Origin of the sequence: Acinetobacter lactucae, assembly GCF_013344765.1 — a bacterium.
Taxonomy (GTDB): domain Bacteria; phylum Pseudomonadota; class Gammaproteobacteria; order Pseudomonadales; family Moraxellaceae; genus Acinetobacter; species Acinetobacter lactucae_A.
The window spans coordinates 1-26,032 of sequence record NZ_JABVBF010000001.1 but is presented as its reverse complement, the minus strand read 5'-3'; the positions used below and the strand labels follow the sequence as shown (position 1 = coordinate 26,032).

General features: G+C 39.4%; 24 protein-coding genes. 13 read left to right on the top strand and 11 right to left on the bottom strand.

What is annotated here, in order from left to right; translation table 11 throughout:
- Nucleotides 1–5 precede the first annotated feature (5 nt).
- From HUN22_RS00120 to HUN22_RS00095, 6 genes are all read left to right on the top strand, one after another.
- Nucleotides 6–2,813 (top strand): GacS-like sensor histidine kinase, encoded by a 2,808-nt coding sequence (locus HUN22_RS00120; RefSeq protein ID WP_174726060.1) that lies wholly within the window; start codon nt 6–8, stop codon nt 2,811–2,813.
- Between the two features lie 94 nt (nt 2,814–2,907).
- Complete coding sequence (locus tag HUN22_RS00115) at nt 2,908–3,696, top strand: crotonase/enoyl-CoA hydratase family protein (protein WP_174726059.1); 789 nt, start codon at nt 2,908–2,910, stop codon at nt 3,694–3,696.
- 12 nt (nt 3,697–3,708) lie between these two features.
- A complete protein-coding gene (locus HUN22_RS00110) occupies nt 3,709–4,578 on the top strand; it encodes an NAD(P)-dependent oxidoreductase (protein WP_174726058.1) in 870 nt (289 codons plus the stop codon).
- A gap of 13 nt (nt 4,579–4,591) precedes the next feature.
- Complete coding sequence (locus HUN22_RS00105; protein WP_174726057.1) at nt 4,592–5,386, top strand: hydroxypyruvate isomerase family protein; 795 nt, start codon at nt 4,592–4,594, stop codon at nt 5,384–5,386.
- A gap of 81 nt (nt 5,387–5,467) precedes the next feature.
- Entirely contained in the window at nt 5,468–5,869 is a 402-nt protein-coding gene (gene rsfS / locus HUN22_RS00100) for a ribosome silencing factor (protein WP_001047580.1), read from the top strand.
- Between the two features lie 205 nt (nt 5,870–6,074).
- On the top strand, nt 6,075–6,896 hold the full coding sequence (locus HUN22_RS00095; RefSeq protein ID WP_174726056.1) for an SDR family NAD(P)-dependent oxidoreductase: 822 nt from the start codon (nt 6,075–6,077) through the stop codon (nt 6,894–6,896).
- A 53-nt stretch (nt 6,897–6,949) separates the two neighbouring features.
- Here the strand turns inward: HUN22_RS00095 and HUN22_RS00090 are convergent, their stop codons facing one another.
- Genes HUN22_RS00090 through HUN22_RS00080 form a run of 3 tightly spaced genes read right to left on the bottom strand, consistent with a single transcriptional unit; the run spans nt 6,950 to nt 9,870 of the window.
- Nucleotides 6,950–8,404: an NAD(P)(+) transhydrogenase (Re/Si-specific) subunit beta gene (locus HUN22_RS00090; RefSeq protein WP_174726055.1), complete on the bottom strand. Its 1,455-nt coding sequence runs from the start codon at nt 8,402–8,404 to the stop codon at nt 6,950–6,952.
- Nucleotides 8,405–8,416: 12 nt separating this feature from the next.
- The gene (locus HUN22_RS00085; RefSeq protein ID WP_000230434.1) at nt 8,417–8,731 is read right to left on the bottom strand and encodes a proton-translocating transhydrogenase family protein; all 315 of its coding nucleotides are present in this window, start codon (nt 8,729–8,731) and stop codon (nt 8,417–8,419) included.
- An 11-nt stretch (nt 8,732–8,742) separates the two neighbouring features.
- Nucleotides 8,743–9,870, bottom strand: coding sequence for a Re/Si-specific NAD(P)(+) transhydrogenase subunit alpha (locus tag HUN22_RS00080; protein ID WP_174726054.1), 1,128 nt, complete (start codon nt 9,868–9,870; stop codon nt 8,743–8,745).
- Between the two features lie 238 nt (nt 9,871–10,108).
- On the opposite strand from HUN22_RS00080, the gene HUN22_RS00075 reads away from it, so the two are divergent.
- The 6 genes from HUN22_RS00075 (at nt 10,109) to HUN22_RS00050 (ending at nt 15,284) form a co-directional block, all read left to right on the top strand.
- On the top strand, nt 10,109–11,035 hold the full coding sequence (locus HUN22_RS00075) for a DMT family transporter (protein ID WP_174726053.1): 927 nt from the start codon (nt 10,109–10,111) through the stop codon (nt 11,033–11,035).
- Between the two features lie 68 nt (nt 11,036–11,103).
- Nucleotides 11,104–11,511: a RidA family protein gene (locus HUN22_RS00070; protein ID WP_174726052.1), complete on the top strand. Its 408-nt coding sequence runs from the start codon at nt 11,104–11,106 to the stop codon at nt 11,509–11,511.
- A gap of 18 nt (nt 11,512–11,529) precedes the next feature.
- A complete protein-coding gene (locus tag HUN22_RS00065; protein ID WP_174726051.1) occupies nt 11,530–12,717 on the top strand; it encodes an MFS transporter in 1,188 nt (395 codons plus the stop codon).
- A 145-nt stretch (nt 12,718–12,862) separates the two neighbouring features.
- On the top strand, nt 12,863–13,867 hold the full coding sequence (dusA, locus tag HUN22_RS00060; protein WP_174726050.1) for a tRNA dihydrouridine(20/20a) synthase DusA: 1,005 nt from the start codon (nt 12,863–12,865) through the stop codon (nt 13,865–13,867).
- Between the two features lie 333 nt (nt 13,868–14,200).
- The gene (locus HUN22_RS00055) at nt 14,201–14,719 is read left to right on the top strand and encodes a hypothetical protein (RefSeq protein ID WP_174726049.1); all 519 of its coding nucleotides are present in this window, start codon (nt 14,201–14,203) and stop codon (nt 14,717–14,719) included.
- A gap of 169 nt (nt 14,720–14,888) precedes the next feature.
- On the top strand, nt 14,889–15,284 hold the full coding sequence (locus HUN22_RS00050; protein ID WP_174726048.1) for a hypothetical protein: 396 nt from the start codon (nt 14,889–14,891) through the stop codon (nt 15,282–15,284).
- A 31-nt stretch (nt 15,285–15,315) separates the two neighbouring features.
- Here the strand turns inward: HUN22_RS00050 and HUN22_RS00045 are convergent, their stop codons facing one another.
- The gene (locus HUN22_RS00045; RefSeq protein WP_174726091.1) at nt 15,316–16,215 is read right to left on the bottom strand and encodes a LysR family transcriptional regulator; all 900 of its coding nucleotides are present in this window, start codon (nt 16,213–16,215) and stop codon (nt 15,316–15,318) included.
- Nucleotides 16,216–16,311: 96 nt separating this feature from the next.
- On the opposite strand from HUN22_RS00045, the gene HUN22_RS00040 reads away from it, so the two are divergent.
- Nucleotides 16,312–16,434, top strand: coding sequence for a hypothetical protein (locus HUN22_RS00040; RefSeq protein WP_174726047.1), 123 nt, complete (start codon nt 16,312–16,314; stop codon nt 16,432–16,434).
- 62 nt (nt 16,435–16,496) lie between these two features.
- Here HUN22_RS00040 and HUN22_RS00035 read toward each other — a convergent pair whose 3' ends face one another.
- From HUN22_RS00035 to HUN22_RS00005, 7 genes are all read right to left on the bottom strand, one after another.
- The gene (locus HUN22_RS00035; protein ID WP_174726046.1) at nt 16,497–17,258 is read right to left on the bottom strand and encodes a tRNA threonylcarbamoyladenosine dehydratase; all 762 of its coding nucleotides are present in this window, start codon (nt 17,256–17,258) and stop codon (nt 16,497–16,499) included.
- A 333-nt stretch (nt 17,259–17,591) separates the two neighbouring features.
- Nucleotides 17,592–20,345 carry an aconitate hydratase AcnA gene (acnA, locus tag HUN22_RS00030; RefSeq protein ID WP_174726045.1) on the bottom strand — a complete coding sequence of 918 codons (2,754 nt, stop codon included), beginning with the start codon at nt 20,343–20,345 and terminating at the stop codon, nt 17,592–17,594.
- A gap of 124 nt (nt 20,346–20,469) precedes the next feature.
- Complete coding sequence (locus HUN22_RS00025) at nt 20,470–21,282, bottom strand: TatD family hydrolase (RefSeq protein WP_174726044.1); 813 nt, start codon at nt 21,280–21,282, stop codon at nt 20,470–20,472.
- Nucleotides 21,282–22,223, bottom strand: a complete 942-nt coding sequence (locus HUN22_RS00020) for an RsiV family protein (protein ID WP_174726090.1) — start codon at nt 22,221–22,223, stop codon at nt 21,282–21,284. The genes HUN22_RS00025 and HUN22_RS00020 overlap by 1 nt, the downstream gene beginning before the upstream one ends.
- A gap of 90 nt (nt 22,224–22,313) precedes the next feature.
- The gene (locus HUN22_RS00015) at nt 22,314–23,156 is read right to left on the bottom strand and encodes a hypothetical protein (protein ID WP_174726043.1); all 843 of its coding nucleotides are present in this window, start codon (nt 23,154–23,156) and stop codon (nt 22,314–22,316) included.
- A gap of 69 nt (nt 23,157–23,225) precedes the next feature.
- Complete coding sequence (locus HUN22_RS00010; protein ID WP_174726042.1) at nt 23,226–24,818, bottom strand: peptide chain release factor 3; 1,593 nt, start codon at nt 24,816–24,818, stop codon at nt 23,226–23,228.
- A 231-nt stretch (nt 24,819–25,049) separates the two neighbouring features.
- Nucleotides 25,050–25,913, bottom strand: a complete 864-nt coding sequence (locus tag HUN22_RS00005) for a hypothetical protein (protein ID WP_174726041.1) — start codon at nt 25,911–25,913, stop codon at nt 25,050–25,052.
- Nucleotides 25,914–26,032 lie beyond the last annotated feature (119 nt).

Here is a 26,032-nt window from a genome sequence, read left to right as displayed (position 1 = left end):
TAGCCATGTCTAATTTCAATAAAACCTTATCGAAACGCTTACGTCTGAATCATGCATATGGGCAATTAATTGCTCTGATTTTTGTGCCCATTATGATTTTAACATGCGTGGGTGCTTTTCTGGTTTTAACTGAAACCTCACATTCAGTAAAACAACAACAACTACATCATGCCTCTGCAATTTTAGCTCGCTACAATCAAATCGCGATCGACTTATATAAGCTGGTTGAACTAGAACCCGATGAATATGATCATGCCCAGCACATCATGCAAAGCATGTTTAGTGAAAAAAATCTAAAACGTGCTGCTTTAATCGACAGTAATGGTCAGACCTATTTAAGTATCGGTTACCGTGATAATCGCTACTGGCCAAACTTTACGAAAAGTAATGGTTTTTTTGGTCCAATTTCTTATAACCACAACAATATTTATGGACTGCGGATTAGTGATACACCTGGAAAAGCACCTGTCTGGCTCGTGATTGAAATGGACAACCAGCCACTAGAACTGGCACGTTATCGTATTCTGATCGCACTTGTCATTACGGGATTAATGACCTTACTATTACTGTTACTTTGCTTGAATTTTTATTCACGTCGCTGGATTGCGCCGATGTATGAAATTCGCATGCAGCTGCAACGTTTAAATGCAGACACGTTAGACCAGCATATGGTGATTAACAGTACTGGCGAATTACGTTTGTTACAGCGAGATATTGCAAACGTTGTTAAACGATTACACTTTAGCTTTTTAGAGCTAAAAGAACACACTGAACAAACCGAAGAAGACTTACGCAGAACTTTAGATACCTTAGAAGTTCAAAATATCACCTATCGTCAAGCACGTGACCAAGCAATTTCATCGAACCAAGCCAAATCGGTTTTCCTTGCCAATATTAGTCATGAACTTCGAACCCCTTTAAATAGTATTGATGGCTTTATTCATTTATTACTTCGTCAGCAAAACCTAAATAACGAACAAAACCTTTACCTACAAACCATTCGCAAGTCATCTGCCCATTTATTAGCATTAATTAATGATGTATTAGACTTCTCCAAAATTGATGCGGGTAAGTTAGAGCTCGAAACAGCACCGTTTGATTTAGAAGAAGCTGTCTTTGATGTCATGGATATGCTGTCTCCACTGGCTGCCCAAAAGCATATCGCTATGGCTTTTTACTATGCTGACAACATTCCACAACAAGTGATTGGTGATGCTTTACGCTTCAAACAAATTCTGACCAACTTGATTTCGAATGCGATTAAATTCACTCCAGATGGAGAAATTATTGTTCGTGTTCGTATGGAACATGATGATATTGGACAATGCCTACTTCATTTTAGTGTGCAAGACAGTGGTATTGGTTTAAGCGGTACAGACCGTAAAAAACTATTTGAATCATTCTCACAAGGTGATGCATCTGTTACACGTCAATTTGGCGGTACAGGTTTAGGTTTAGCTATTTCCAAACAGCTTGTTCATCTCATGCATGGTCAAATTGGCTTTGAGGATAACCAAGAGCGCGCACCAACAGAAAAAGGTTCTACGTTCTGGTTTACCGCACAATTTGTGGTAGATGAAGATTACGAGATCGAACATCCACACTTTGAGCATTTACAAGTGGTGTCGTATCTTGCTCACCCTGCTACAGCAAGTGTTTTACGTTACTACCTTGAAAACTATCATGTTCCTCACATCGAGACACAATCGATTCTAGACTTATTTAGTCGCTTAAAACATCTTGATCAAAAAGATGATACGTGGCTCATTGTTGACCATAGTGGCGATACTGAAGCGTTATTAAAAGAAATCCGTAGTCGTTATCAAGGTAATTTGGCAGTCTATGGTTATCAAATGACGCTTGAGCCAAACATGCTCAATGAATATCGTGCTCGCCCTCTATATCAACCATTAAGTCGAAGCGGACTCATTCAATTATTAAATGATCAACCTATTTTTGAAGAAGAAGAACAAGACTTCAATGGAGAAGGTTTACACATTCTGGCTGTCGATGACCACTTACCTAACTTAATTGTTTTAGAAGCTCTGCTTGGAGAACTGAATGTTAAAACGACTAAAGCAATTAGCGGTCAAGAAGCGCTAAACCTCATCCAAGAGCGAATTGATCAAAAACTCAAACCATTTGATTTGGTGTTTATGGATATTCAAATGCCTGTTATGTCAGGTATTGATACAACTCGCGCTATTCGTTCGCTAGAGTCAACTTTAGATGGTGAAATGCAACTTCCAATTATTGCATTAACAGCCCATGCCCTTGCCGATGAAAAGCAGAAACTCCTCAAAGTTGGCATGAATGACTATGTCACCAAGCCAATTCAAATGGAACAAATTATCCAGATTTTAACGCAATGGACCAAAAACAACTTTGCGTCAAAAGCGCTAGAGAAAGACCATCATGTGGTTGCAGAAGCATTAGACCCAGAAATTTTAAACTGGCAACAAAGCTTGCAGCTTGCGGCAAATAAAGAAGACTTAGCTCAAGACTTACTTAAAATGTTAGTTGATAGTTTCCCAACTGAGCTAGACGAAATGCAACAGCTCATTGAGCTTGAAGACTTCCCTCAACTTGAGCATGTTTTACACCGTCTTTATGGCGCCACTCGCTATGTAGGCACTCCAAAACTACAACAAGTGACAGGTGACTTTGAACAATTTATTTCAACACTACGTAAAGAACGCCGTATAGCAGATGAAGGCTTCATTGAAGAAGTTATGAGACGCTTCGACGAGCTAGGACTTGTTGTAAAAGAAGTAGAAAGTGCAGCCCACCAAATCTTGGTGATTCCTGACTAAGATATCTACAAAATAGGCATGACTGAGCTGTCATGTTTCCAGATTACAGCCATGTTATGCTCCGCTTATCTATAAAAAAAGAAGCGGGAATCTCATGGCACTCTTACGTATTGAAAAAAATAATGGCATTGCAACGGTATATTTAAACCGTCCTGACAAACGCAATGCCATGAGTTTTGCCTTATTAAAAGAACTTGTTTCAACAGCAAAAGCCATTAAAAAGGACCGTGATATTCGCTGTGTGATTTTGACAGGTGAAGCACAAGTTTTTAGTGCCGGAATTGATTTATCCGACCTAAACAATCCCAAAAATTCTGCTTTTGCCATTTGGGAGCTTGTAAAACCGGGTCAAAGCCTATTTCAAAAAGCATTTCTTATTTGGCAAAATTTACCTGTACCTGTGATTGCGGCATTAGAAGGTTATTGTTTTGGCGCAGGCATGCAACTTGCCTTAGCAGCCGACATTCGAATTTCTCACCCAGACACTAAAATGTCGATTATGGAAAGTCGTTGGGGCTTAGTTCCAGATATGGGACTTACTCGTTCATTGAAAGGTTTAATTGGCGTTGACCTTGCAAAAGAGCTTACCTTAACCGCTCGTGTTTTCGATGGAAATTATGCAAAAGAAATTGGTCTTGTCACTCATTTAAGTGAGTCTCCGCTAGAAAAAGCAAATGAAATTGCAGCTGAAATGTTACAGCGCTCACCAGATGCGCTCACTGCGGCAAAACGTGTACTTGATGCAATGGAGCACCAACCAGAAAAATCATTACGTTTAGAAAAAATCTGGCAACTTAAATTATTACTTGGTAAAAATAGCAAACTTGCTCGTAAAAAAGACAAACATCCAGAAGTTAATTTTTTACCACGTCAATATAAATAAAGAGCTTAGATTATGAATTTTGATCGCAATACCCCTATTGCTTTTTTAGGTATAGGGTTGATGGGAAGCCGCATGGCAACCCGTCTTACTCAAGCAGGTTTTCAAGTTGCTGTTTGGAACCGAACCTCTTCTGCATGTGAAGAACTGATTGATATCGGCGCGCAGCCTTTAGATCTTATAAATATTGGCGAATATCCTGTTATTTTAACTTGTCTCGCAGATGACAAAGCCGTACAAAGTGTATTTGAGCAAATTCAACCTCACTTAAAAGCTAAACAGGTGATTGTTGATTTCTCAAGTTTATCTGTTGCTGCAACAAAAACACTTGCTCAAGCAACTGCCGCGCATGACGTTACTTGGATTGATTCTCCTGTTTCGGGTGGAACAGCTGGTGCAGAACAAGGAACGCTAGTCATTTTTGCAGGCGGTGATGCTCAAACAATTACAGAGTTAACGCCTATTTATAATGTTCTATCTCAACGTGTGACGCGAATGGGAGACACAGGAACTGGTCAAGCCACCAAAATTTGTAACCAACTCATCGTCGCAGCCAATAGTGCACTTATTGCAGAAGCTGTCGCGCTTGCAGACCGAGCGGGTGTAGATACAACTTTACTCGCTCCAGCCTTAGCAGGTGGATTTGCAGACTCTAAGCCCTTTCAAATTCTAACCCCACGCATGGCAACTCATACATTTGAGCCTATTCAGTGGAAAGTTCAAACATTATCTAAGGATCTTAACAATGCAGTAACATTGGCTAACAGTGTTAATTTAGACATCCCCGTTGCACAAAAAGCTCTATTACAGCTACAAACTCACCAAAAAAATGGCTTTGCTGAGAAAGATTTAGCTACTATGATTCAATTAATAGAGCAAAAATAAACGGAGTTTGAGTATGGGTCGTCTTGCAGTCAATTTATCCATGATTTTTACCGAAGTTCCTTTAATTGAACGCTTCGCTCTGGCTCATGCACAGGGCTTTGAATATGTAGAAATTCAATTCCCCTATGAATTAACGATTGAAGATATTCAAACCCAACTCGAACGCTACAACCTTAGCCTTTGCCTAATTAACGTACCTGCTGGTGATCTTATGCAAGGTGGGAATGGTTTAGCAGGCATACCTGGTCAAGAAGCAGCTTTTCATGAAGCATTAGAATTAGCTATTCGCTATGCCACTGCTTTAAACGTTCCTCGTGTTAATATTTTAGCGGGTAAACAACCGCTTGACGCAGACTTACTTCCTTGTTTAAAAACATTAGCAGCTAATCTAAAACTTGCCTGTAATTTACTCGGTGAACACGGTATAGAGCCTGTTTTCGAAATGATTAATGGTACGGATATGCCACGCTTTTTAGTGCAGAACATTGCTCAAGCACAAGAGATGCTCGAAGCAGTCAACCACCCTACTCTAAAAATGCAGTATGACTGCTATCACATGGCCATGATGGGTGAAGATGTACTTGAGGGTTTACAAGAGAATATTCACTTAATTGGACATATTCAATTTGCAGACTGCCCAGGCCGCCACGAACCTGATACAGCTCAAATCCCATATGAGCAAATTTTTTCTTGGTTAAAGCAAAGCTCATATCAGAACTATATTGCAGCAGAATATAAACCTGAAAATGGTTCAAATCAGTCGTTTACATGGAAGAAAAAATACTTTTCTGATGATGTAAATATATAAACTGTTACGACTTCTGTTTGAAATTTAGCGCGAAAACCACTATATTAGATAGTGAGTAATTGTCAGGAAAATATACCCTATATGAATTTAGAACCATCGCCCAGCGTGTCTAATTCTCACGATTTCGCAATGAACACCTCAAATAAAGACGTACAAGCTTGTCTCAAAGTCGTCCACGACGCTTTAGTTGATGTAAAAGCAAAAGATATTCTCCAGTTAGATGTTAGCTCAATTAGCAATGTCGCTGATGCTATTGTAATTGCAAGTGGTACTTCTACTCGCCATGTCAAAGCACTTGCCGACAATGTTGCAGAAGAAGCTCGAAAAGCCGGTTTCCGCCCGATTGGCGTTGAAGGTGAACGAGATGCAGAATGGATCTTAATTGATCTCGGCTTTGTTGTAGTACATGTAATGCTACCAACAGCTCGCAAATTCTATGATTTAGAAAGCTTATGGCGTACCGCTCCAGAGTCGGTTGCTTAAAATTTTGCTTTTAAAAAAAGCGGCTCTTTTGAGCCGCTTTTTTATTTCTCTAATAGCGATTTAATCCCTTTTAAATATCAACTACTATCTCTAAGAAACCAATTATCACTTACAGCCCAAATTGACATGACAAATTGTCAGTTTTACCGCACTATACAAATTCTTAAAGTTCTCACCAATAAATAGCATAACCGGAGTACAGAAAGTGAAGATATTAATTACGGGCGCCAACACAGGGATTGGTTTTGCCACAGCAGAACAACTTGTTAAACAAGGACAACATGTGATTTTGGCTTGTCGAAATCCTCAAAAAGCACAAGATGCGCAGAACAAACTACGCTCACTCAATCAAGGTCAAGTCGATTTAGTTTCCCTTGATTTAAACAGTCTTGAGTTAACCCAAAAAGCAGCAGATGAAATTGCTGATCGCTATGGCAGCCTTGACGTACTCATTAATAATGCAGGCTTATTCTCTAAAACAAAGCAACTAACCACAGAGGGTTTTGAACAACAATTTGGGGTTAATTATTTAGGCCATTTTTTACTTACTCAAAAATTACTTCCAGTTTTACAACAATCTCCTAAAGCACGAATTATTCATCTAGCTTCGATTGCTCACTGGGTTGGCTCAATTAAACCTAATAAATTTCGTGCAGAAGGTTTTTACAACCCCCTGTTCTATTACGGGCAATCAAAGCTTGCAAATTTATTATTCAGCAATGCATTAGCAGAACAGCTAGCAGGAAGTTCAATTACCAATAATGCATTACACCCCGGCGGTGTTGCTTCTGATATTTATCGTGACTTACCAAAACCGGTTTATGCAGCGATGAAATTAGGCTTGGTTCCAACCTCAGTTCCAGCAAAGCTCATTACAGAAATGGCAACTGGAGATGCATGGCAAAACCGCAACGGCGAGTATGTCAGTGCACATATGCCAGACTGGAAATCATCACATGCTAAAAACCAGCAACTGGCACGCGACCTTTATCAACAATCGATGGATCTTGTAGAAAAATTTCTTTAAAAATAGAGCCAAATAAAAAACCACCCGAAGGTGGTTTTTTATTTCAAACCAAATTAGTGGCCTGTACCATTAATCGCTTTTGTCATATCTTCAACAACTTTCTTAGCATCACCAAAGATCATCATTGTCTTTTCGTTATAGAATAAATCGTTATCTAGACCAGCATAACCTGTTGCCATAGAACGCTTAATCACCATGATTGTACGCGCTTTATGAGCTTCAAGAATCGGCATACCATAAATCGGCGAGCTTGGATCATCTTTCGCAGCAGGGTTAACAACGTCGTTTGCACCAATTACAAGTACTACGTCAGTTGCAGGGAAGTCCGAGTTAATCTCATCCATTTCTAAGATATCTTCATAAGCCACGTCTGCTTCAGCAAGCAATACGTTCATATGACCAGGCATACGACCTGCAACCGGATGAATTGCGAAACGAACGCGAACACCTTGCTCTTTTAGAATTTCACATAACTCTTTTACAGCATTTTGTGCACGACCTTGTGCCATACCATAACCCGGTACAATCACAACGCTGTCAGCATTTGACATCAAGAAGCCAGCATCATCAGCAGAACCAGAACGGTAGTTACGTTGAACTTGCTCACCTTTGGCAGCAGTAGCAACCGCTGCACCACCCATTGCCCCACCAAACAATACGTTGATGATCGAACGGTTCATTGCTTTACACATGATGTACGACAGAATCGCACCAGACGAACCTACAAGCGAACCCGCAACGATCAACATGTTGTTTTCAAGTGTGAAACCAATACCTGCTGCCGCCCAACCAGAGAATGAGTTAAGAAGCGATACCACTACAGGCATATCACCACCACCCACTGGTGCAATCCAAACCCAACCAAATGCAAGCGCAAGAGCTGTCATTGCCCAGAATGCAGTCATGTTGCCAGTCGTGAAGAAGTAGAAACCACAAGCCAACATCGCAATAAAGATAAGCGCTTGAACAGGTTTAACCCACGCACCAGAAATTGTTTTCGCCCATTTTTTCGCAGCTAATTTACCGTATGCAAACACAGATGCAGTAAAGGTAATCGCACCAACGAAACAACCAACAAACAATTCAAACAAGTGAACCTTGCTCATGTGTGCATGTTGCACGCCAGCTGCTGTTAAAGCCGCTTCATTTTGAGCGAATAGTTCAGTAAGTTGGTTGTTATGCAAAATTGCAGCAATCGCAATGAGAACAGCAGCCAAACCAACCAATGAGTGCATAAGTGCAACAGTTTCTGGCATTTGCGTCATTGGTACAGTACGAGCACGTGCAATACCTACGATTGCACCCAACACCATTGCACCAACAATCATCCAGATCACTGGATTATTGGCAACAAAGAAAGTCGTTACCACAGCAATCGCCATTGCGATCATACCGTAACGGTTACCTTGAATTGCTGTTTTAGGGCCAGACAAGCCACGAAGCGTCAAGATAAAGAGAATTGCACCAACAAGGTATAACCAGTTTGCATTTGCTTGAATAAATTCCATGTCAAAGCCCTCTTATTTCTTTTGCTTAGGCTTGAACATTTCCAGCATGCGTGCAGTTACTGCGAAGCCACCGAAAATATTAATGCTTGCCAAAAATACTGCAATCGCACCGAGTACGCTCACCACATTCACACTTTGAAATGCAACGTTAGCATCTACACCTAAAACTGGCAGACCCACAGTTTGCAACATCGCACCTACCACAATAATAGATGACAACGCATTGGTTACTGCCATAAGTGGCGTATGCAAAGCTGGCGTAACGCCCCAAACCACGTAATAACCTACGAAGATGGCAAGGACGAAAATTGTAATAGTTTCAACCATGAGAAATCTCCTTAACCACGCTTAAGCAGCACTTGACCGCCATGAGTGACCAATAGGGCTTTTTGGATTTCGTCTTCTTGATTAATCGCAAAGTTTTTCTCTTTGTCGAATAAAGTCTCTACGAAATTAAAAACGTTACGCGCATACAATGCAGAAGCTTCCGTTGCTACAGTTGCCGGAATATTGGGAACACCCAAAATTTTCACGCCATTTTCCGTAAACACAGTCTCACCCACTTTAGAGCCTTCAACGTTACCGCCGGTTTCAACCGCCATATCCAAAATGACAGAACCCGGTTTCATCTTGGCAACAGTTTCAGCTTTAATTAAACGTGGTGCATCACGACCTGGCAACAATGCAGTAGTAATCACGATGTCTGCATTAGAAACAGCTTTATCTACAATCGCAGCCTGGTCTTTGATGTACTGCTCACCCGGCATCCATCCATAACCATTTTTAGCGGCATCTGCTGCACGTTGCTGCTCTTCTTCAGTCATTGGTACGTCTAACCACTTACCACCTAAAGACTCAACTTGATCTTTTGCTGTAGGACGTAAGTCAGTCGCTTCAACAATTGCACCTAAACGTTTTGCAGTTGCAATCGCCTGTAGACCAGCAACACCAACACCCATGATTACAACACGTGCAGGTTTTACAGTACCCGCAGCAGTCATAAGCATTGGGAACATGCGTTGATATTCAGCAGCAGCAAGTAAAACTGACTTATAACCAGCTAAGTTTGCTTGAGAAGACAACACATCCATGTTTTGTGCACGAGAAAGCGTACGAGGAAGCAGTTCTAAAGCAAAAGCAGACACTTGTTGATTCGCAAACTGATCTAGCTCGGTGTTACGATAAGGATCAAACATTGCTACAACAGCGGTATTTGCTGCAAGTTTCTGAATTTCCGCGCCCTGTGGTGCGCGAACTTTCAAAATAATTTGACTACCCGTATAGGCATCATCCGTAATGGTTGCACCGACCTGTTCATAAGCACTGTCAATGTACGCAGCCTTTACACCAGCACCACGTTCAATCACAACGCTATGACCAGCGCTAATCAACTTCTTTACTGTCTCTGGCGTAGCAGCTACACGATTTTCACCGACGACAGTTTCGGTTGGGATTCCGATCTGCATGAGCGTTCCTCAAGCTAATTTCTCATTGTCAAAAACATTGCAAGCTGCAATGTTTCCCCCATGTGTATTCTTTGTACAGAATTTGGATTCTAATTGAACTTTTTTAAAATACCACCCACTATTTATTTAATAAATACCCATATTTTGAACTGATGATTCACGATATTTATTTAGAGGTGTAACATAGGAGGATTTTTCTTTTTTTGCAGACAATAGTCTCTCTTATACAGTCCTGTATATGAAAATTTCTTTATCTTCGTTTCAAATCGGGTCTTTTTTTGCTCTTTGCTCTGCTTTTCTATTCAGCACAAAAGCAATCTTTATTAAACAGACTTATGCCCTTTCTCCATTAGTAGACGGTACGGTCCTGATGGCTTTACGCATGTTAAGCGCTCTACCGTTTTTTCTATTAATTTGCTGGTTTAACAGGCATCATAATCAGGGCATAAAAAAGAAGGATTGGCTAATTTTAATTTTTGCCGGTCTATTAGGCTACTACTTTGCAAGTTGGCTCGATTTCATGGGTCTCATGTTTATTAGCGCCTCTCTAGAACGAATTATTCTATTTTTATATCCCACGCTTACAGTCATCGTATCAAGCTTACTCTACAAACAAAAATTAGATGCAAAAAGTTTATTTGCCATTTTTCTTAGTTATGGTGGAACCGTGCTGGTTATGCTTCAGGAACATAACAACGCACCAATTCAGGGCAACTTCTGGCTAGGTACAAGTTTCGTATTTGCAAGTGCCGTGGCTTTTGCAGGCTATTTATTGCTAACACCCCCTCTCATTAAAAAATTTGGTTCTTGGAATTTCACAGGGTTAGCCTTAACTGTGGCTTGTATCGGCACATTAACTCATTACGTATTAAGCACACCTCACCCAATTCAACTTCTATTAGAGCTTCCCTCTAGCGTGATTTTGTATGGGATTGGCTTAGGCTTTTTAGTTACCGTGCTACCCACCGTTATGCTCATGCAAAGCATCGAACGGCTAGGTGCCTCTCAATCAGCAATGATCGCTTCGATTGGACCAGTTTTAACAATTTTACTTGCCGTGGCTTTTTTAAATGAACATCTCAATATGTGGCAATGGGTCGGCTGCCTACTCAATATTGTCGGTGTGATGATGATTACATTAAGAAAGAAAAGACTAAAACATTAAATTCTCTTGACCTCAACTTAAGTTGAGGTTGGATACTCATCTAAATTTTAATGAACGGTTGAGTTCCAATGAGTCAAGAAACTTTTAAAATCATAAATCCATCAACCTTATATGATCCTACCCCAAATGGTTATAGCCATGTTGCTGTGGTAGAAAGCTTTAAGAACATTATTCATGTGGCAGGTCAAGGCGGCGAAAATTCCAAAGGGGAATTAAGCCCAAGTTTTGAAGAACAAGCGAACCAAGTTTTTGATAATATTCAACATGCTTTAAACGCCGCCAATGCAGAACTTAGCAATATTGCTGTGTTAAGAGTTTTAGTTGTTGACCACTCGGTCGAAAAACATCAAATTTTGATTAAAATTATGCACAATTTATGGAAAAATCATCCTTTTCCTGCCTGTACACTCATTCCTGTGCCACGCCTTGCGCTAGAACACATGCTCATTGAAGTTGAAGCAACGGCATACACCTAATAAAACCGAGAGAACATCATGTCTACCCCTGAAGATATCAGTCAAAATAAACCTTTGCTTTGGTTGATGGCAGCAGCATGTGGCTTGTGCGCAGGTGTGAATTATTATTGTCAGCCTCTGATTCACTCGATTCAGCAAGAATTTGCTGTAACTCAAGCACAAGCCGCTTTAACAGTGACATTTGCTCAGGTGTCTTATGCCCTCGGTTTACTTTTTATTGTACCGATGGGTGATATTGTCAATAAAGCCAAGGCTATTCCGTTTTTAATGGTGCTTTGTGCAGTTGGTCTATTTACGTCTGCTTTTGCCGTCAACTTACCCATGCTATGGATCGGTACAATTTTAGCGGGCTTGTTTTCGGTTGCAGCTCAAGTCCTGATTCCACTTGCTACAATGACTGTAAAACCTGAAAAAACTGGCGAGATCATTGGTTTTTTAATGAGTGGCTTATTGGTCGGGATTTTACTATCTACCAGTCTGGCTGGCTTATTTTCCAATCTTTTTCACTGGAAAGTCGTATATGTGGTTAGTGGCGTATTAATGCTTCTGTTGGCATTTACCTTAAAAAGTCGTCTGCCTTATGTCTTACGCATGAAAATGAACTATGGGCAAATTTTTGTTTCCATGGCTCAACTCTTAAAAGAGGAAAAGCGCCTATTACTAAGAGCACTGACGGGTGCGTTCGCATTTGCAGCAGTAAGTATTCTGTATTCTACCATCGCATTACTTCTCACCTCGGCACATCATTTACCTGACCTATTTATTGGACTGGTGCCTTTAGTCGGTATCTTTGGCGCTTTATCAACACGTTATATTGGTAAATACGCCGACCAAGGCTATACACGATTACTCACTTGGATGGGTTGTGGGCTGTTTTTGGTAAGTTGGATTTGTTTCTATTTCGGACAAACTCTACTTTCAGCTTATGTTATTGGTTTTGCTTTAATCCAATTGGCACTTGCGCTGGTACACACCAGTAACCAGAGCATTATTTTCCGTTTACGTCCAGATGCTAAATCTCGTATTAATGCCATTTATATGACGACTTATTTTATTGGAGGAGCTGGTGGCTCTGCTTTAGGGATTTTTGCTTGGAATCGTGGTGGATGGAGCATGACATGTCTTGCTGGTGTTGTACTCGTTATGTTTTGCATTTTGTTTAGCGTGATTGATGCTTTCTTACAAAAAAAGCAACTCGCTCATTAACAAAGTAAATTGTTATAAATCATCCCCCTATATTTAACACAAGGGTGATTATAAATTACTCGGTTAAATGCCACTGTCGATTCAGTGCTAAACCCCGTATAATGCTGCCCTTTCATTAATTTAGCGACTTTTGGGTCTATTGGCTATGCAATCACTTCAATCGTTACAACCTCGTATTTCTGTCGCACCTATGATGGATTGGACAACGAAGGATTATCGATTTTTTGCACGATTGTTTAACCCAAACGTTATCCTCTATACCGAAATGGTGACTACAGGTGCAATTCTTTTTGGCGATGCTAAACGCCATTTGGACTACAGCGCACAAGAACACCCTATCGTGTTGCAACTTGGCGGTTCAAACCCAAAAGAGCTTGCAACCTGTACAAAAATGGCCGAAGACTGGGGTTACGATGAAGTCAACCTCAATGTAGGCTGTCCAAGTGATCGCGTACAGAACAATAAAATCGGTGCATGTTTAATGGCAGAGCCAGACTTGGTTGCTGAGTGCATTCACAATATGCAAAAGGCGGTGAATATTCCAGTAACGGTGAAGCACCGTATCGGTATTGATGACATGCAGTCTTACGAAGAAATGCTCCATTTCGTAGATACTGTCGCTGCAACAGGTTGTACGTATTTCGTTGTACATGCCCGTATTGCTATTTTAAAAGGTTTATCTCCAAAAGAAAATCGAGAAGTTCCTCCTTTACGCTACGAAGATGTATATCGTTTAAAGCAAGAACGTCCGCACCTAACCATTGAAATTAACGGTGGAATTAAAACGTTTGCTGAAACTCAAACCCATTTACAACATGTTGATGGTGTCATGATTGGCCGTGAAGCCTATCACAACCCTTACCTACTCGCTGAACTGGGACAGCTTTGGAATTTAGAAGCACCAGATCGTTTCGATATTATGGAACAAATGCTGCCTTATATTGAACAGCGCATGGCTGAAGGTGCTCCCCTTTCAATCATTACACGTCATATTTTAGGTTTATTCCAAAACTTACCAGGTGCGCGTAAATGGCGTCAGGCGCTAAGTGGTGGAAATGCAAAAACTTTAGCTGATGTTGAGAATGCAATTCAGAACATGCGAGCAGCCATAATTCGCACTGAAGAGTATGTAAAAGAGCAGCAGGTTTAAGTTGGCGACGACTTCTTAAATTGTAAGAAAATGTGGCATTTTAAATCAGAGACTTAGATTTTGAGTATATTCGCAAATGTTGAAGCAAAATATTCAAATTTAAGCTCTGATTAGTTATTTATTTATAATGATATCAATAATTTAAATTTTACTATTTTTAACCACCTCTTTTATAAGTATCTTTTCTCTCCAAAGCAGACACTTCTGCAAAAAGATACGTTATTACATAACACAAACAAAACTTTTAAGGTACGCCTATTAGTATCTCTGAACGCCACAGGTAGGTGGTGATTTTTTTAATATGGATATGAGTAGCACGGTAGAGATTTCACGATGATTATTTATGACGGACAAGTAGCTGATAATTACATGTATCAGGATTCAAATCAGGCAGCCATTGTTGTATCGCACAGCGCACCAAGCCTCCCTTATCCCTTCACAATGAAACCCAGTAATCATCAAACTGAAACTTCCAATACTCCAGCAATAGATGTTGATAAATTCGTAGCTAAATTAGAAAGCATCACCTCTAGACGTAGTAAAGCTCGATGTGCACGTAGTATCCGCCTTGCTCTTGAGTCAGCCGGTGCTAATGTTGAAAATCATCCAATCGCAGCTTCAGATTGGGGCGATACCCTTAAAAAAATTGGCTACAAACAAATTGACCCGGCTTTTGACGAACCTCAAGAAGGCGATATTTACATCATTCACAGAACCCGCAACCATGTTTATGGACATATTGCTGGCTATACGGGAAGTGAATGGGTGTCTGACTTCAAACAAAATAGCTATGACGTCTATAAAGATGACAGCGTAACTTATACTTATTACCGATTAGGGCAAACAACTTAAGAACTAGATGTTCAATCACTTGAATTATTTCAAGCATCTTATCAAACACACATTTTGAATCCAGCTTGGCTTCTTTTTTGCTTTATTTTCATATTGTACTCGTCAAAAATAATGATGGAACTTTATGAAAAGAATATTGCTGAGCTTTTACTTACTGACGTCGTTTAATATGACGTATGCTGCCCCAGATACAAAAGTTGAAGAGGTTTTAAAAAAAGTACCTGAAAAACGGATTTATCAGCCCCAATATTTATTAAAAGAAACCACTCCTAAAGCTCGGGTCCACGTGATACGAAAACAGTATTTAAATGGACTACTAGATTGTCCTTCCGTGATTTATCACGACAAGAAGAAAATTCTATCTTTACACTCATTTGAAGAAGCAACATTTTTTCTAGAACCCGATCGTTACTATATTCGCTATGAAGTTAACAATAGTGGTTGTATCAATTTGGAATTTTACCAGCATAAGCGCCCCAAAATGGACATCCTATCTCAGGAGCGTCAGTTAGAAGGTGATACCGAATATACATTTTCTATTAGTGAGCACACTGGGCCACAATAATTATTTCAGCATAAGTTAAACATATTACCTCTCACACTTGCAGCAAATGGTAGATCTGCTCAACATAAGGTTGAATCAGATCACTCTGGTTTGTTCTGTAAGCTAAAACCACTTCAGATAAAAGATTCTTATTTTCTAGAGGAATCAATTTTACATTTTTGGGTAATATTTGCTTAAACTCTTGGGGGACAATACTAATACCCAAGTTTGCAGCAACTAACTGTAATTGGTTTAATTTACGTGATTGGATCGTCGCCGTTTTAGGCCAGAAGCCAGCCCCTAAACACAAGTTTGAGACTAAATAACTCAAACCTCCCCGCTTAGGATGTGGAGTCGAAACAAAATATTCATCTTTTAAATCTTTTATCTGGATACTCTGTGTTTCCTTAAATTTAGGATGGTTAATATAAACAGCTGCAAATAATGGCTGCTCATATAGTTTCAAGGTTGTTATTTCTTCAAGACTATGCAGAACTGGTGGTCTAATCAAACCAATATCAATTTCTCCATTCAGTAAAGCCAAAATCTGATGCTCAGATGACAAGGTATTTATCTCAAAGTTAATTTTTTGCTTTAAGCTAATTTCTTTTAATATCTGGACCTTTTTATCATCCATAACAATACTGCTCGAATGAGCAATTTTAATCTGACGATTTTTTCCTTCTGCAATATTCTTAGAAACTCCAATGATCTCATTTAAATAATGCATATTATCTTTTATTTTTTTGTAGAAGACCTCTCCCGCTGTCGTAAGTTTCACTTTTTTATCAGTACGATCAAATAATTGAAAATCAATTTCTTCCTCTAATAATTTAATTTGCCGACTTAAAGCAGACTGAGCAATGAATAGTTTTTCGGAAGCTGCGGTAAAGCTTCCTTCTTCAACAATTTTTATAAAATATTGGAATTGCTTTAATGTGAGCATTTCTATCTCAAAATTAGATCATAAGGTCTATTTTCTATATTAGATTAGATAGGTTGCCTTCGCTAGAATTTTATCAAGACCATTCACTTGATTGAATTATTCATGAAGTATTTAAAAGGGTTTGCCATATTTACTATCGTTATTTTAATTTTATGGTGCTTTAAATTTTATGATCAACAACTCCCAACACAGCCCAAACACGACAACATAGAGTTATATGATTAAATAGTTTTCCTCAAAAATAAAAAGCATGCACTCACATAAGCGCATGCCTTTTAAGATTTAAATTACACTTTCTTTAAATCGAGTTTCTTCAAAACTTCAGCCACAGCAATCATGGCAAAGCTTGACGTCACCACTACCGCTGAACCATAGCCACCGCAACGTAAGCCCGCCGATGGGCAAACATCTGCACTAGAAAATGGATTATCGATTGAGTAAACACAAGTAATGCCAAATTTCTCTTTTGGCTTTTTACAGATGCCGCGAGCGCGAAGTTGACTACGGAGCTTCGCTAACATCGGGTCCTGTTCTGTTTTTGATAAATCAGCAACACGAATTTTAAGTGGATCGAGCTTACCACCAGCTCCGCCGGATACAATCAAAGGAATTTTATTAAAACGACAATGCAGCATTAAAGCCAATTTTGCTTTAACGTCATCAATACAGTCCAAGATAATATCCGGTACAGGGTTTAACAGCTCAGTGACATTCTCAGGTGTTAAGAAGTCATCAATAATATTAACTTTAATACGTGGGTTAATTTGGCGACAACGCTCCGCCATAATCTCAACTTTTTCACAGCCCAGTGTTGATGTCATGGCAGGTAGCTGACGGTTCACATTTGATGCTGCAACCACGTCCATATCAACTAATGTGATCTCACCAATACCCGTACGTGCTAAAGCTTCTACCGCCCAACTACCGACACCACCAATACCAATCACCATCACATGACTTTTTTCATAGTGCTGGAACGATGAATCACCATAAACTTTGGCTACACCTGCAAAACGGCGGTCATATTCATCTTGTTGAAGATCGGTCATTGCTACTCTTTGGGGATATAAAACACGGCGAGTATTTTACTGCTTTTCAGAAGAAAGTATATTTTAAGATCAAAGAAAACTTGAGATGGTGATATTTAAACTCATGACAAGTCTTATGATTATTAATCAAATTATACGACTTAAGATTTAAACTATTGTTTACTAGTGTGACAGGCGGCATGGATGCCGCTCAGTTGGGCTGCGGTATAAGGATATACCGTCAGCCCGACAAAGGATTTTTGTTACTTTTTATCCTAAAAAAGTAAGGATACGCCTATATAGTCAACATTAGCCAAAGCACCTTCATTACAAGGCTATGCAAACTTAACCAATTTATGATGCAATCAAATTCCGCAGTACATAATGCAAAATACCACCCGCCTTAAAGTACTCAACCTCATTTAACGTATCAATTCGACATAACACATTAAAGTGGCTGGCGACTCCATTTGGCCCTTTTACATCAACTTCAAGAATTTGATGAGGTTCAATCCCATCGGATAAACCTCGAATTGATATCACCTCATGACCAGTTAAGTTGAGCGACTGTCGAGTTTGTCCATCAACAAACTGTAATGGCAACACTCCCATACCTACCAAGTTTGAACGATGAATACGCTCAAAACTTTCGGCAATGACAGCCTTTACGCCTAATAAATTTGTTCCTTTGGCTGCCCAGTCACGTGAAGAACCTGTTCCATATTCTTTACCAGCAATAATCACAAGCGGTGTATGTTCTTGTTGGTAACGCATTGCAGCATCATAAATAGCGAGCTTTTCACCACTTGGTACATGAATGGTATTACCACCCTCTTCACCACCAAGCATCTCGTTTTTAATACGAATATTGGCAAAAGTACCTCGCATCATGACTTCATGATTACCGCGTCGAGAACCGTAGGAGTTAAAGTCTTTTGGCTCAACACCTTGCTCTTGTAAATATCGACCTGCTGGACTGTCTTTTTTGATATTGCCTGCCGGTGAAATATGGTCAGTCGTTACCGAATCACCCAGCACTGCCAAGATATTTGCTTGTTCAATATTTTTAATTGGTTTTGGTGGTTCGCCAATGCCCTCAAAGAATGGCGGATGACGGATATAAGTCGAATCATCAGCCCATTCATAAGTTTTACTTTTTGGAATCTGAATCGCTTGCCATGTCGCATCACCATCAAACACAGCCGCATATTCTTTGTGGAACATGTCTGTATTTACTTTTTGCAAGACTTCATCAATTTCTGCCTGACTTGGCCAAATATCTTTTAAATAGACAGGTTGCCCATCTTTACCTTGCCCAATAGGTTGCGTAGTCAAATCGGTACGAATATTACCCACCAAGCCATAAGCCACAACAAGAGGTGGAGAAGCTAACCAATTAGTTTTAACTAATGGATGCACACGTCCTTCAAAATTACGGTTACCAGAAAGTACAGATGCGACATTTAAATCATGGCATTGAATTGCATCTTCGACTGGCTCTGGTAATGGACCTGAGTTACCAATACAGGTTGTACAGCCATACCCCACCAAGTTATATCCCAATTCATCTAAATACGGCGTAAGCCCAGCAGCCAACAAATAATCAGTCACGACTTTAGAACCTGGTGCAAGAGAGCTTTTCACCCATGGTTTACGCTGCAAACCTTTTTCAATTGCTTTTTTAGCAAGTAACCCCGCCGCCAGCATTACACTCGGGTTAGAGGTATTGGTACAAGAAGTGATGGCTGAAATAACAACATCCCCATGATTTAATGGATATTCTTTTCCTTCAATCACGCAAGATGGACTTTCATGTTGAATATTTGCTTTTTTTGCCTCGACAGCAGTACCACCGCCTTCATTTTCTAAACGCTCTTTAGCTTCTTTCGCTGGTTTAAGCGTTAATTCCATGAGTGCATTAAAGGTTTTAGGTACTTCTGATAAAAGCACTCGGTCTTGTGGACGTTTTGGACCTGCCAAACTTGCCTGAACCGTGCTCATATCAAGACTTAAAGTGTCTGTAAAAACAGGTTCATCACCTGCATTTCGCCATAAACCTTGTGCTTTGCTATATGCTTTGACTAGTTCAATACGGTCACTTTGACGACCAGTTAATCTCAAATATCCTAATGTCACTTCATCAATCGGGAAGAAGCCACAAGTCGCACCATACTCTGGTGCCATGTTGGCAATGGTTGCACGATCAGCAAGAGGTAAATCGGCTAAGCCATCTCCATAAAACTCAACAAATTTACCCACGACACCTTTTTGACGAAGCATTTGAGTAATGGTCAGCACCAAATCAGTTGCAGTAATCCCTTCTTGTAATTTGCCAGTCAGTTTAAAACCAATAACCTCAGGAATCAGCATAGAAATGGGTTGACCCAACATAGCTGCTTCGGCCTCAATACCCCCTACACCCCAGCCCAAAACCCCTAAACCATTAATCATGGTGGTATGTGAGTCTGTACCCACTAAAGTATCTGGAAAAGCAAAAGTCTGACCATTATCTTCGCCTAGCCACACCGCTTGAGCCAAATATTCTAAATTGACCTGATGGCAAATCCCCGTACCCGGTGGCACTACACTAAAGTTATTAAATGCAGATTGCCCCCAACGTAAAAATTGATATCGCTCACCATTACGTTGCATTTCAATTTGAACGTTTTCTTCAAAGGCATGATCATCAGCAAAATGATCCACCATCACAGAGTGGTCAATTACTAAGTCTACAGGTGATAACGGATTAATTTTTTCAGGATCTCCACCCGCTTGTGCCATTGCAGCACGCATTGCAGCCAAATCAACTACAGCTGGAACACCGGTAAAATCCTGCATTAAAACTCGGGCAGGTCGATATTGAATTTCCTGTTCAGAGCCTTTGGTTTTTAACCATTCTGCTAAGGCATAGATGTGTTCAGTTTTAACGCTAATTTGGTCTTCAAACCGTAATAAGTTTTCCAATAATACTTTTAAAGATTTCGGTAGTTTGGCAATATCCCCTAGCGTCTTCTCTGCTTGGGCTAAGCTAAAAATCTGATAATTGCTGGAACCTACGGTTAGCGTCTGTAAAGCATTAAAACTATTGATATTGCTATACTTAGCCATTGGGTTATCCTCCCATGTCTGGCAATGTTATTTTTCACGTTTTTACATGTTGTTTTCTTACTTTAAGCTTCTTTTTTAATCGCTGTGTTTTGTTTTAGTTACTATTTTTAATCTTTGATTTTTATTACGATAATTTCAATGCAGTAAGAGAGTTTTTCCACAGCAACTCAGCCAAATCCGACTCTGGCATATTTAAATTTTCAGCCAAACTTTGTAAAACATAAGGCAAATTAACAGGGGTATTACGAGTACGCTGCTCTGTTGAGGTTTGACAGCAAAGCGGTGTCATATCTGGACAATCTGTTTCAATCACCAAATGCTCTGCACCTATAGCCTGCACAACCGTATGAAGTTTTTTTGCGTTCGGGTTGGTAATCTGCCCCGTCACACCAATTTTAAAACCAAGCTTAATAAGACCTTTTGCCTCTTCTACCCCACCACTAAATGCATGAGCAATTCCGCCAAATTTAAATTTTTGAGCTTTTAATATTGCCAACACATCACCATGTGCTTTTCTAATATGAAGCAGTACTGGTTTCTGATATTGGGTTGCCAGCTCTAACTGAGCTGCAAAATATTGTTTTTGCTTTGCATATACATCTGGCTGCTTATGTTCTTTTAAGAAAGTATCTAAACCAATTTCACCTACAGCTACGCAGTCCTGTTGCTGCAAGATGTGTTCAAGATGAGAAACATGCTCAGGTTGATGCTGCTCAATATAAAACGGATGTAAGCCTGGTGCTAAATATGAAGTGGGGACATTTTCCCAGTTATTTAACTGATGATGTGTTTGTAATAATTCATCAAAACGTGACTGCACAAAACCAATTAAAATCAGTGCATCAACTCCAGCTTTTTTAGCATTAAGCGCTAACTGCTGCCGATCTTCATCAAAATCGGCAACATCGAAATGCGTATGAGTATCAAACAGACGCATTAGCCAGCACTTTTTGCAACTGGCGCCGAAGCTGGCTTAACTTTAGGCTGTGGCAAATATTCTTCTTTTAACACATCCTGTAATTGGTCATAAGGAATGACTAATCGAGGGAGTCCAACCACGTATGGTCCAATTTCATACTCGCCGTATTGAAGGATTAAACCTTGCTCACCTAACAAGAAGTTATTAGATAATTTAAACGGCCACGCCTGCTCATAGTCAGCAACATTATCAGCAAGTTTTGAATCAGTCACCCAAGTCTTAAAGGCTTCATGCGCTAACTTTTCTAATGCAGCTTTTTTCTGTGGAAGCAACAAGTCTTTAAGCTCAACCTGTTTTTGCTCTTTTAAATCGAAATTATAGTAATGCTGTGCGGCAGAGCCATGAGCCCCACCTAAATAACTACTACTATTAAGCACCACGGTGACCACTTTGCCTTGAGCCTGCAAAATCTTAGGTTTAACTAAAAGATTAATCTGATGACTACTACTTAAAGCTTTTAACTCATTATCTAGATCAATAAATGAATTTGCATAACGTTGTACCTGCGCATCAAAGCTATTTTTTTGCTCTGCACCCGCAGCCGCCGAAGCTTCTGTTTTTTGTTCCATTTGTGCGCCCTTAGCATCAGGTTCAGCAATTTCTAAAATTTGATTTAATGTATTTAAGATTTGTTGATCTATAATTTTGTCAATAAAAGGAAAATTACTCTGTAAGCGCTCTACCGTAAATTCTGGACAAGTTTTACCATCACAATCAGGTAAAACCACCTTACTAGGAATTGTTTCACCCTTCAAAGTCAACTCTACTGGCTTTTGTTCCTCAACTGCTGGTTTCTGCTGCTCTTGAGAATCCTTAGGATCAGCTTTAGGTTGGCATGCTGCCAAAAATATAGCAGAAGCAAGCAAAGTTAATCGCAGTGAAGCTTTAGAAGATAACATCATATTTTGCCTTTTATTCGAAGGAGATTACGCTATGCCTTTCTAAGAAATTAGCGCATATAAATAGAGGTTGCAAATTCTGCTACCATCTTAAAACATTTGTTCATAAACCTCGGGTTGTAATATTTTTTTGGTCTGTTCTCTAGATAAATAAATATCCAGCTGTGGAGCTTCTTTAGTAATCTGGTTTGCCTGATAATGTAAGCCAACCCCTTCACCATCAAAGAACCAATCTGCTTGTCCCCAATATAAAGTTTTTGGTGCTTCTTTCTTTATGTCAACGGTCTGCTTTTTTAACCAATCTTGATAGGCCACCTGCACCATTTGATGCACAGCTGTTTGCTGATCCTTCTTTAAAACATCTAACAAAGTTAAGCTTTTATGCAGTTTTCGGTCGGCAACAAAAAAGTAATAACGATCTTTAATTGTGAGCTCTTCTTGCTTGGTATCAAGCCCTAATTGTAATAAAACATATTGGTTACGCTGTGACGCAATACGGGTATGAAGATGCAATTCGTAAGCCCGATTTTTTGAATATTTATCTTGCCATTCATCAGACTTTTTAACATAGGCATTAATAGCTTGCTGCAAGCTTAAGTCTTTTTTCAAATCAATTTGGTCTTGAATTACCTTAGCCTGACTTTTCGCAATCCAATCATTTAGCCATGCATCTTGAGTCTTTATTGTTTGAATATCGACATCAATACAATTCTTCTTCTCACAAAATGGCAAAGCATAATCAGCTTTTACTTGTTGTATGTTAAGAAATGGTAGTACTTCGGCTTTTTCAATATTTTGAGCTTGGGTAGAAGCTGATTTGACTTGAGAGGATGATGAAGGTTGGGTACTTTTCCAGACAAAAAGACAAATCGCCAAAATTAATATGATTACCGCAACTAAAAGTGCAATAAATGTCTTTCTATTCAAATTCATTTCATCATCCTTTCTTATTTTTCAAAACAAAACAGCTTCTTTTCGAAGCTGTCTGTCAAACCTTAAAGATTAGTGTTCACGTGTGTTACGGAACTGAATATCAGGCCAACGCTCTTGCATAATCTGCAAGTTCACACGACTAGGTGCAAGATAAGTTAAGTGACCGCCGCCATCAATAGAAAGCTGATCATGTGCTTTTTTCTTAAATTCATTGAGAATCTTGTCATCATCACAATGAATCCAACGAACTGTATTAACACTTACAGGCTCATAAACACAGTCAACTTTATATTCTTCTTTTAAACGGTAAGCAACTACATCAAACTGAAGCACACCCACTGCACCCACAATCAAATCATTGCTAATTTGTGGCATAAACACCTGAGTTGCGCCTTCTTCAGACAACTCTTTCAAACCTTTTTGCAATTGTTTTGACTTTAATGGATCTTTCAAACGCACACGACGGAACATCTCTGGTGCGAAGTGAGGAATACCTGTGAAATGTAGATCTTCACCACTTGTGAAAGTATCACCAATTTGAATTGTGCCATGGTTATGCAAACCAATAATATCGCCTGGCCACGCTTCTTCTAAGTGTTCACGTTCACCCGCAAGGAATGTCAATGCATCACTAATACGAACATCTTTACCGATACGTACATGATTCATTTTCAAACCTTTCTCGTATTTACCTGAGCAAATACGCATAAAGGCAATACGGTCACGGTGTTTCGGGTCCATGTTTGCTTGAATTTTAAAAACGAAACCAGAAAAACCTTCTTCTTTCGCATCCACAACACGCTCTTGTGTTGGATGTGCTTTAGGTTCTGGCGCCCAATTCATAAATGCATCTAACACATGGTCAACACCGAAGTTACCTAATGCCGTACCAAATAGGACGGGAGTTTGTTTACCTTCTAAAAATAATTCACGGTCTAAAGGTTCGTTCGCCATTTGTACGAGCTCAAGTGACTCTTCAAAAGACGCCCAAGCCAGCTCACCTACTTTTTCACGGATATCTGCATGGTCATAACCATCGCGCACTTCAATATCTGTAATGGTGGAACCAAAACCTGCTTTGTAGACATACAATTTATTTTCAAGAATATTGTATACACCAGCAAAATCACGTCCCATCCCTAATGGCCATGTAATGGGTACACAACGAATATTAAGGACATTTTCAATTTCATCCAGTAACTCAAGTGGTTCACGAATCTCACGGTCCATCTTGTTTACAAATGAAATAATAGGAGTGTCGCGCATACGACAAACTTCCATTAATTTGATGGTACGTTCTTCGACACCTTTTGCACCATCAATTACCATTAACGCCGAGTCAACTGCGGTTAGGGTACGATAAGTATCTTCAGAGAAGTCTTCATGTCCCGGTGTATCAAGTAAGTTAATGGTATGACCTTTGTAAGGGAACTGCATAACAGAAGTGGTAATGGAAATTCCACGCTCTTTTTCCATTTCCATCCAGTCAGATGTAGCTGCGCGATCAGATTTACGGCTTTTTACCATCCCTGCAACCTGAATTGCTTTACCCCATAACAGTAATTTTTCTGTCATGGTGGTTTTACCTGCATCGGGGTGGGAAATGATGGCAAATGTGCGGCGTTGAGCAACCTGTGCCGCTAACTCATCTTTAAAACTCATGAAATACACCTACTGCGGAGATTGCAGTGCCAAAGACCTAAAGTCGATCAAAATAAAAATTGGCGTAATTGTAGCAGATTTATAGAAGTGTTTAATGATTGTTGATAAGCCATGAGCTACTCATAAGCTTTTTAGATATTTTTTGAGAATGTCTTAGCATCTTAGAAATTTTATAATTAAAAAAGCCCACCTGTTCTATAGATGGGCTTTCTTCGGACTTAGCAGAATATCTTATGCCAGTTTCTTTTCTTCAATAAACTGAACATCGGCAATTTGTGCATCCCAGAACTCATTCCATAACGCACAATATTCAATACATAGCTTAGTTAAGCTTTCGTAATCCTCTTTTGTAATCGCCTGTGCTAACGCAAACCAAAGGTCATCTTGATGGTCATCATCAGCAGCCTCAGATGTTTCATCCGTGGATACACCATGTACATGGTAATACCCCCCACCTTCAACATCAATATTTACGAATTTAGTCGCTTGACGTAATGGAGGACTGAAAAGAATAACCTCTTCCTCTGCAACAGCCAACAATGCTACGACGTTAATATAGCTATCATAAGAAGATTCTAAGAATGATCTCACCTGATCTGAAATTTTTGATGGCTTAAAGTTACGACGATCAAGCTCGGTTAAACCATAATCATTAAGTAAATCTTCATATAATGGATAATGAGCATATTCAGGATTCCCTAAATAATAATTATCTTTCCCTAAACCGGGACGAAAACCAAATTCATCAAGTATATTTAAACTTAACAATACACGTGGAAACATTTTAGCTCCAGAATGAAGTTTTGGTTCCAGTTGTTTTGTTTGAAACTGTGCTTGTAATAAAGCATCAGTAAAAATCTGTACAATTGCATGACGGTATTCTAAATGAATATGAGTCAAACTTTTCTTATCGAGATATCCATTATTTAATACTTCAATTGCAGGATGTTTAGAAACGGGTAATTCCGCAATTTTACGTCTAAGCTGTTGGAGAAATTGTAAATTTTCTTCCCACTGTTTTGCAGGAATACTATTTCTCATCCCCTGCAATGCTTTTTCTCTTGGATTATTAAAGTCTTCAAATTTTTTTGACATAATGATTCTCAGTAAAAAAGTTTTTCTTATAGTTAAGTTATAGGTCTTATTTTTATTCCAATTTTGCATTCAATTGCTAAAATAAATTCCACGAACCAAAACTTAACAATTTTATATTA

What these genes read in the sequence shown, in the direction of transcription:
- HUN22_RS00120 (WP_174726060.1), top strand. Translation starts at nt 6, where the DNA reads ATGTCTAATTTCAATAAAACCTTATCGAAACGCTTACGTCTGAATCAT.
- HUN22_RS00115 (WP_174726059.1), top strand. Translation starts at nt 2,908, where the DNA reads ATGGCACTCTTACGTATTGAAAAAAATAATGGCATTGCAACGGTATAT.
- HUN22_RS00110 (WP_174726058.1), top strand. Translation starts at nt 3,709, where the DNA reads ATGAATTTTGATCGCAATACCCCTATTGCTTTTTTAGGTATAGGGTTG.
- HUN22_RS00105 (WP_174726057.1), top strand. Translation starts at nt 4,592, where the DNA reads ATGGGTCGTCTTGCAGTCAATTTATCCATGATTTTTACCGAAGTTCCT.
- rsfS (WP_001047580.1), top strand. Translation starts at nt 5,468, where the DNA reads ATGAATTTAGAACCATCGCCCAGCGTGTCTAATTCTCACGATTTCGCA.
- HUN22_RS00090 (WP_174726055.1), bottom strand. Translation starts at nt 8,404, where the DNA reads ATGGAATTTATTCAAGCAAATGCAAACTGGTTATACCTTGTTGGTGCA.
- HUN22_RS00085 (WP_000230434.1), bottom strand. Translation starts at nt 8,731, where the DNA reads ATGGTTGAAACTATTACAATTTTCGTCCTTGCCATCTTCGTAGGTTAT.
- HUN22_RS00080 (WP_174726054.1), bottom strand. Translation starts at nt 9,870, where the DNA reads ATGCAGATCGGAATCCCAACCGAAACTGTCGTCGGTGAAAATCGTGTA.
- HUN22_RS00075 (WP_174726053.1), top strand. Translation starts at nt 10,109, where the DNA reads ATGAAAATTTCTTTATCTTCGTTTCAAATCGGGTCTTTTTTTGCTCTT.
- HUN22_RS00070 (WP_174726052.1), top strand. Translation starts at nt 11,104, where the DNA reads ATGAGTCAAGAAACTTTTAAAATCATAAATCCATCAACCTTATATGAT.
- HUN22_RS00065 (WP_174726051.1), top strand. Translation starts at nt 11,530, where the DNA reads ATGTCTACCCCTGAAGATATCAGTCAAAATAAACCTTTGCTTTGGTTG.
- dusA (WP_174726050.1), top strand. Translation starts at nt 12,863, where the DNA reads ATGCAATCACTTCAATCGTTACAACCTCGTATTTCTGTCGCACCTATG.
- HUN22_RS00055 (WP_174726049.1), top strand. Translation starts at nt 14,201, where the DNA reads ATGATTATTTATGACGGACAAGTAGCTGATAATTACATGTATCAGGAT.
- HUN22_RS00050 (WP_174726048.1), top strand. Translation starts at nt 14,889, where the DNA reads ATGACGTATGCTGCCCCAGATACAAAAGTTGAAGAGGTTTTAAAAAAA.
- HUN22_RS00040 (WP_174726047.1), top strand. Translation starts at nt 16,312, where the DNA reads ATGAAGTATTTAAAAGGGTTTGCCATATTTACTATCGTTATTTTAATT.
- HUN22_RS00035 (WP_174726046.1), bottom strand. Translation starts at nt 17,258, where the DNA reads ATGACCGATCTTCAACAAGATGAATATGACCGCCGTTTTGCAGGTGTA.
- acnA (WP_174726045.1), bottom strand. Translation starts at nt 20,345, where the DNA reads ATGGCTAAGTATAGCAATATCAATAGTTTTAATGCTTTACAGACGCTA.
- HUN22_RS00025 (WP_174726044.1), bottom strand. Translation starts at nt 21,282, where the DNA reads ATGCGTCTGTTTGATACTCATACGCATTTCGATGTTGCCGATTTTGAT.
- HUN22_RS00020 (WP_174726090.1), bottom strand. Translation starts at nt 22,223, where the DNA reads ATGTTATCTTCTAAAGCTTCACTGCGATTAACTTTGCTTGCTTCTGCT.
- HUN22_RS00015 (WP_174726043.1), bottom strand. Translation starts at nt 23,156, where the DNA reads ATGAATTTGAATAGAAAGACATTTATTGCACTTTTAGTTGCGGTAATC.
- HUN22_RS00010 (WP_174726042.1), bottom strand. Translation starts at nt 24,818, where the DNA reads ATGAGTTTTAAAGATGAGTTAGCGGCACAGGTTGCTCAACGCCGCACA.
- HUN22_RS00005 (WP_174726041.1), bottom strand. Translation starts at nt 25,913, where the DNA reads ATGTCAAAAAAATTTGAAGACTTTAATAATCCAAGAGAAAAAGCATTG.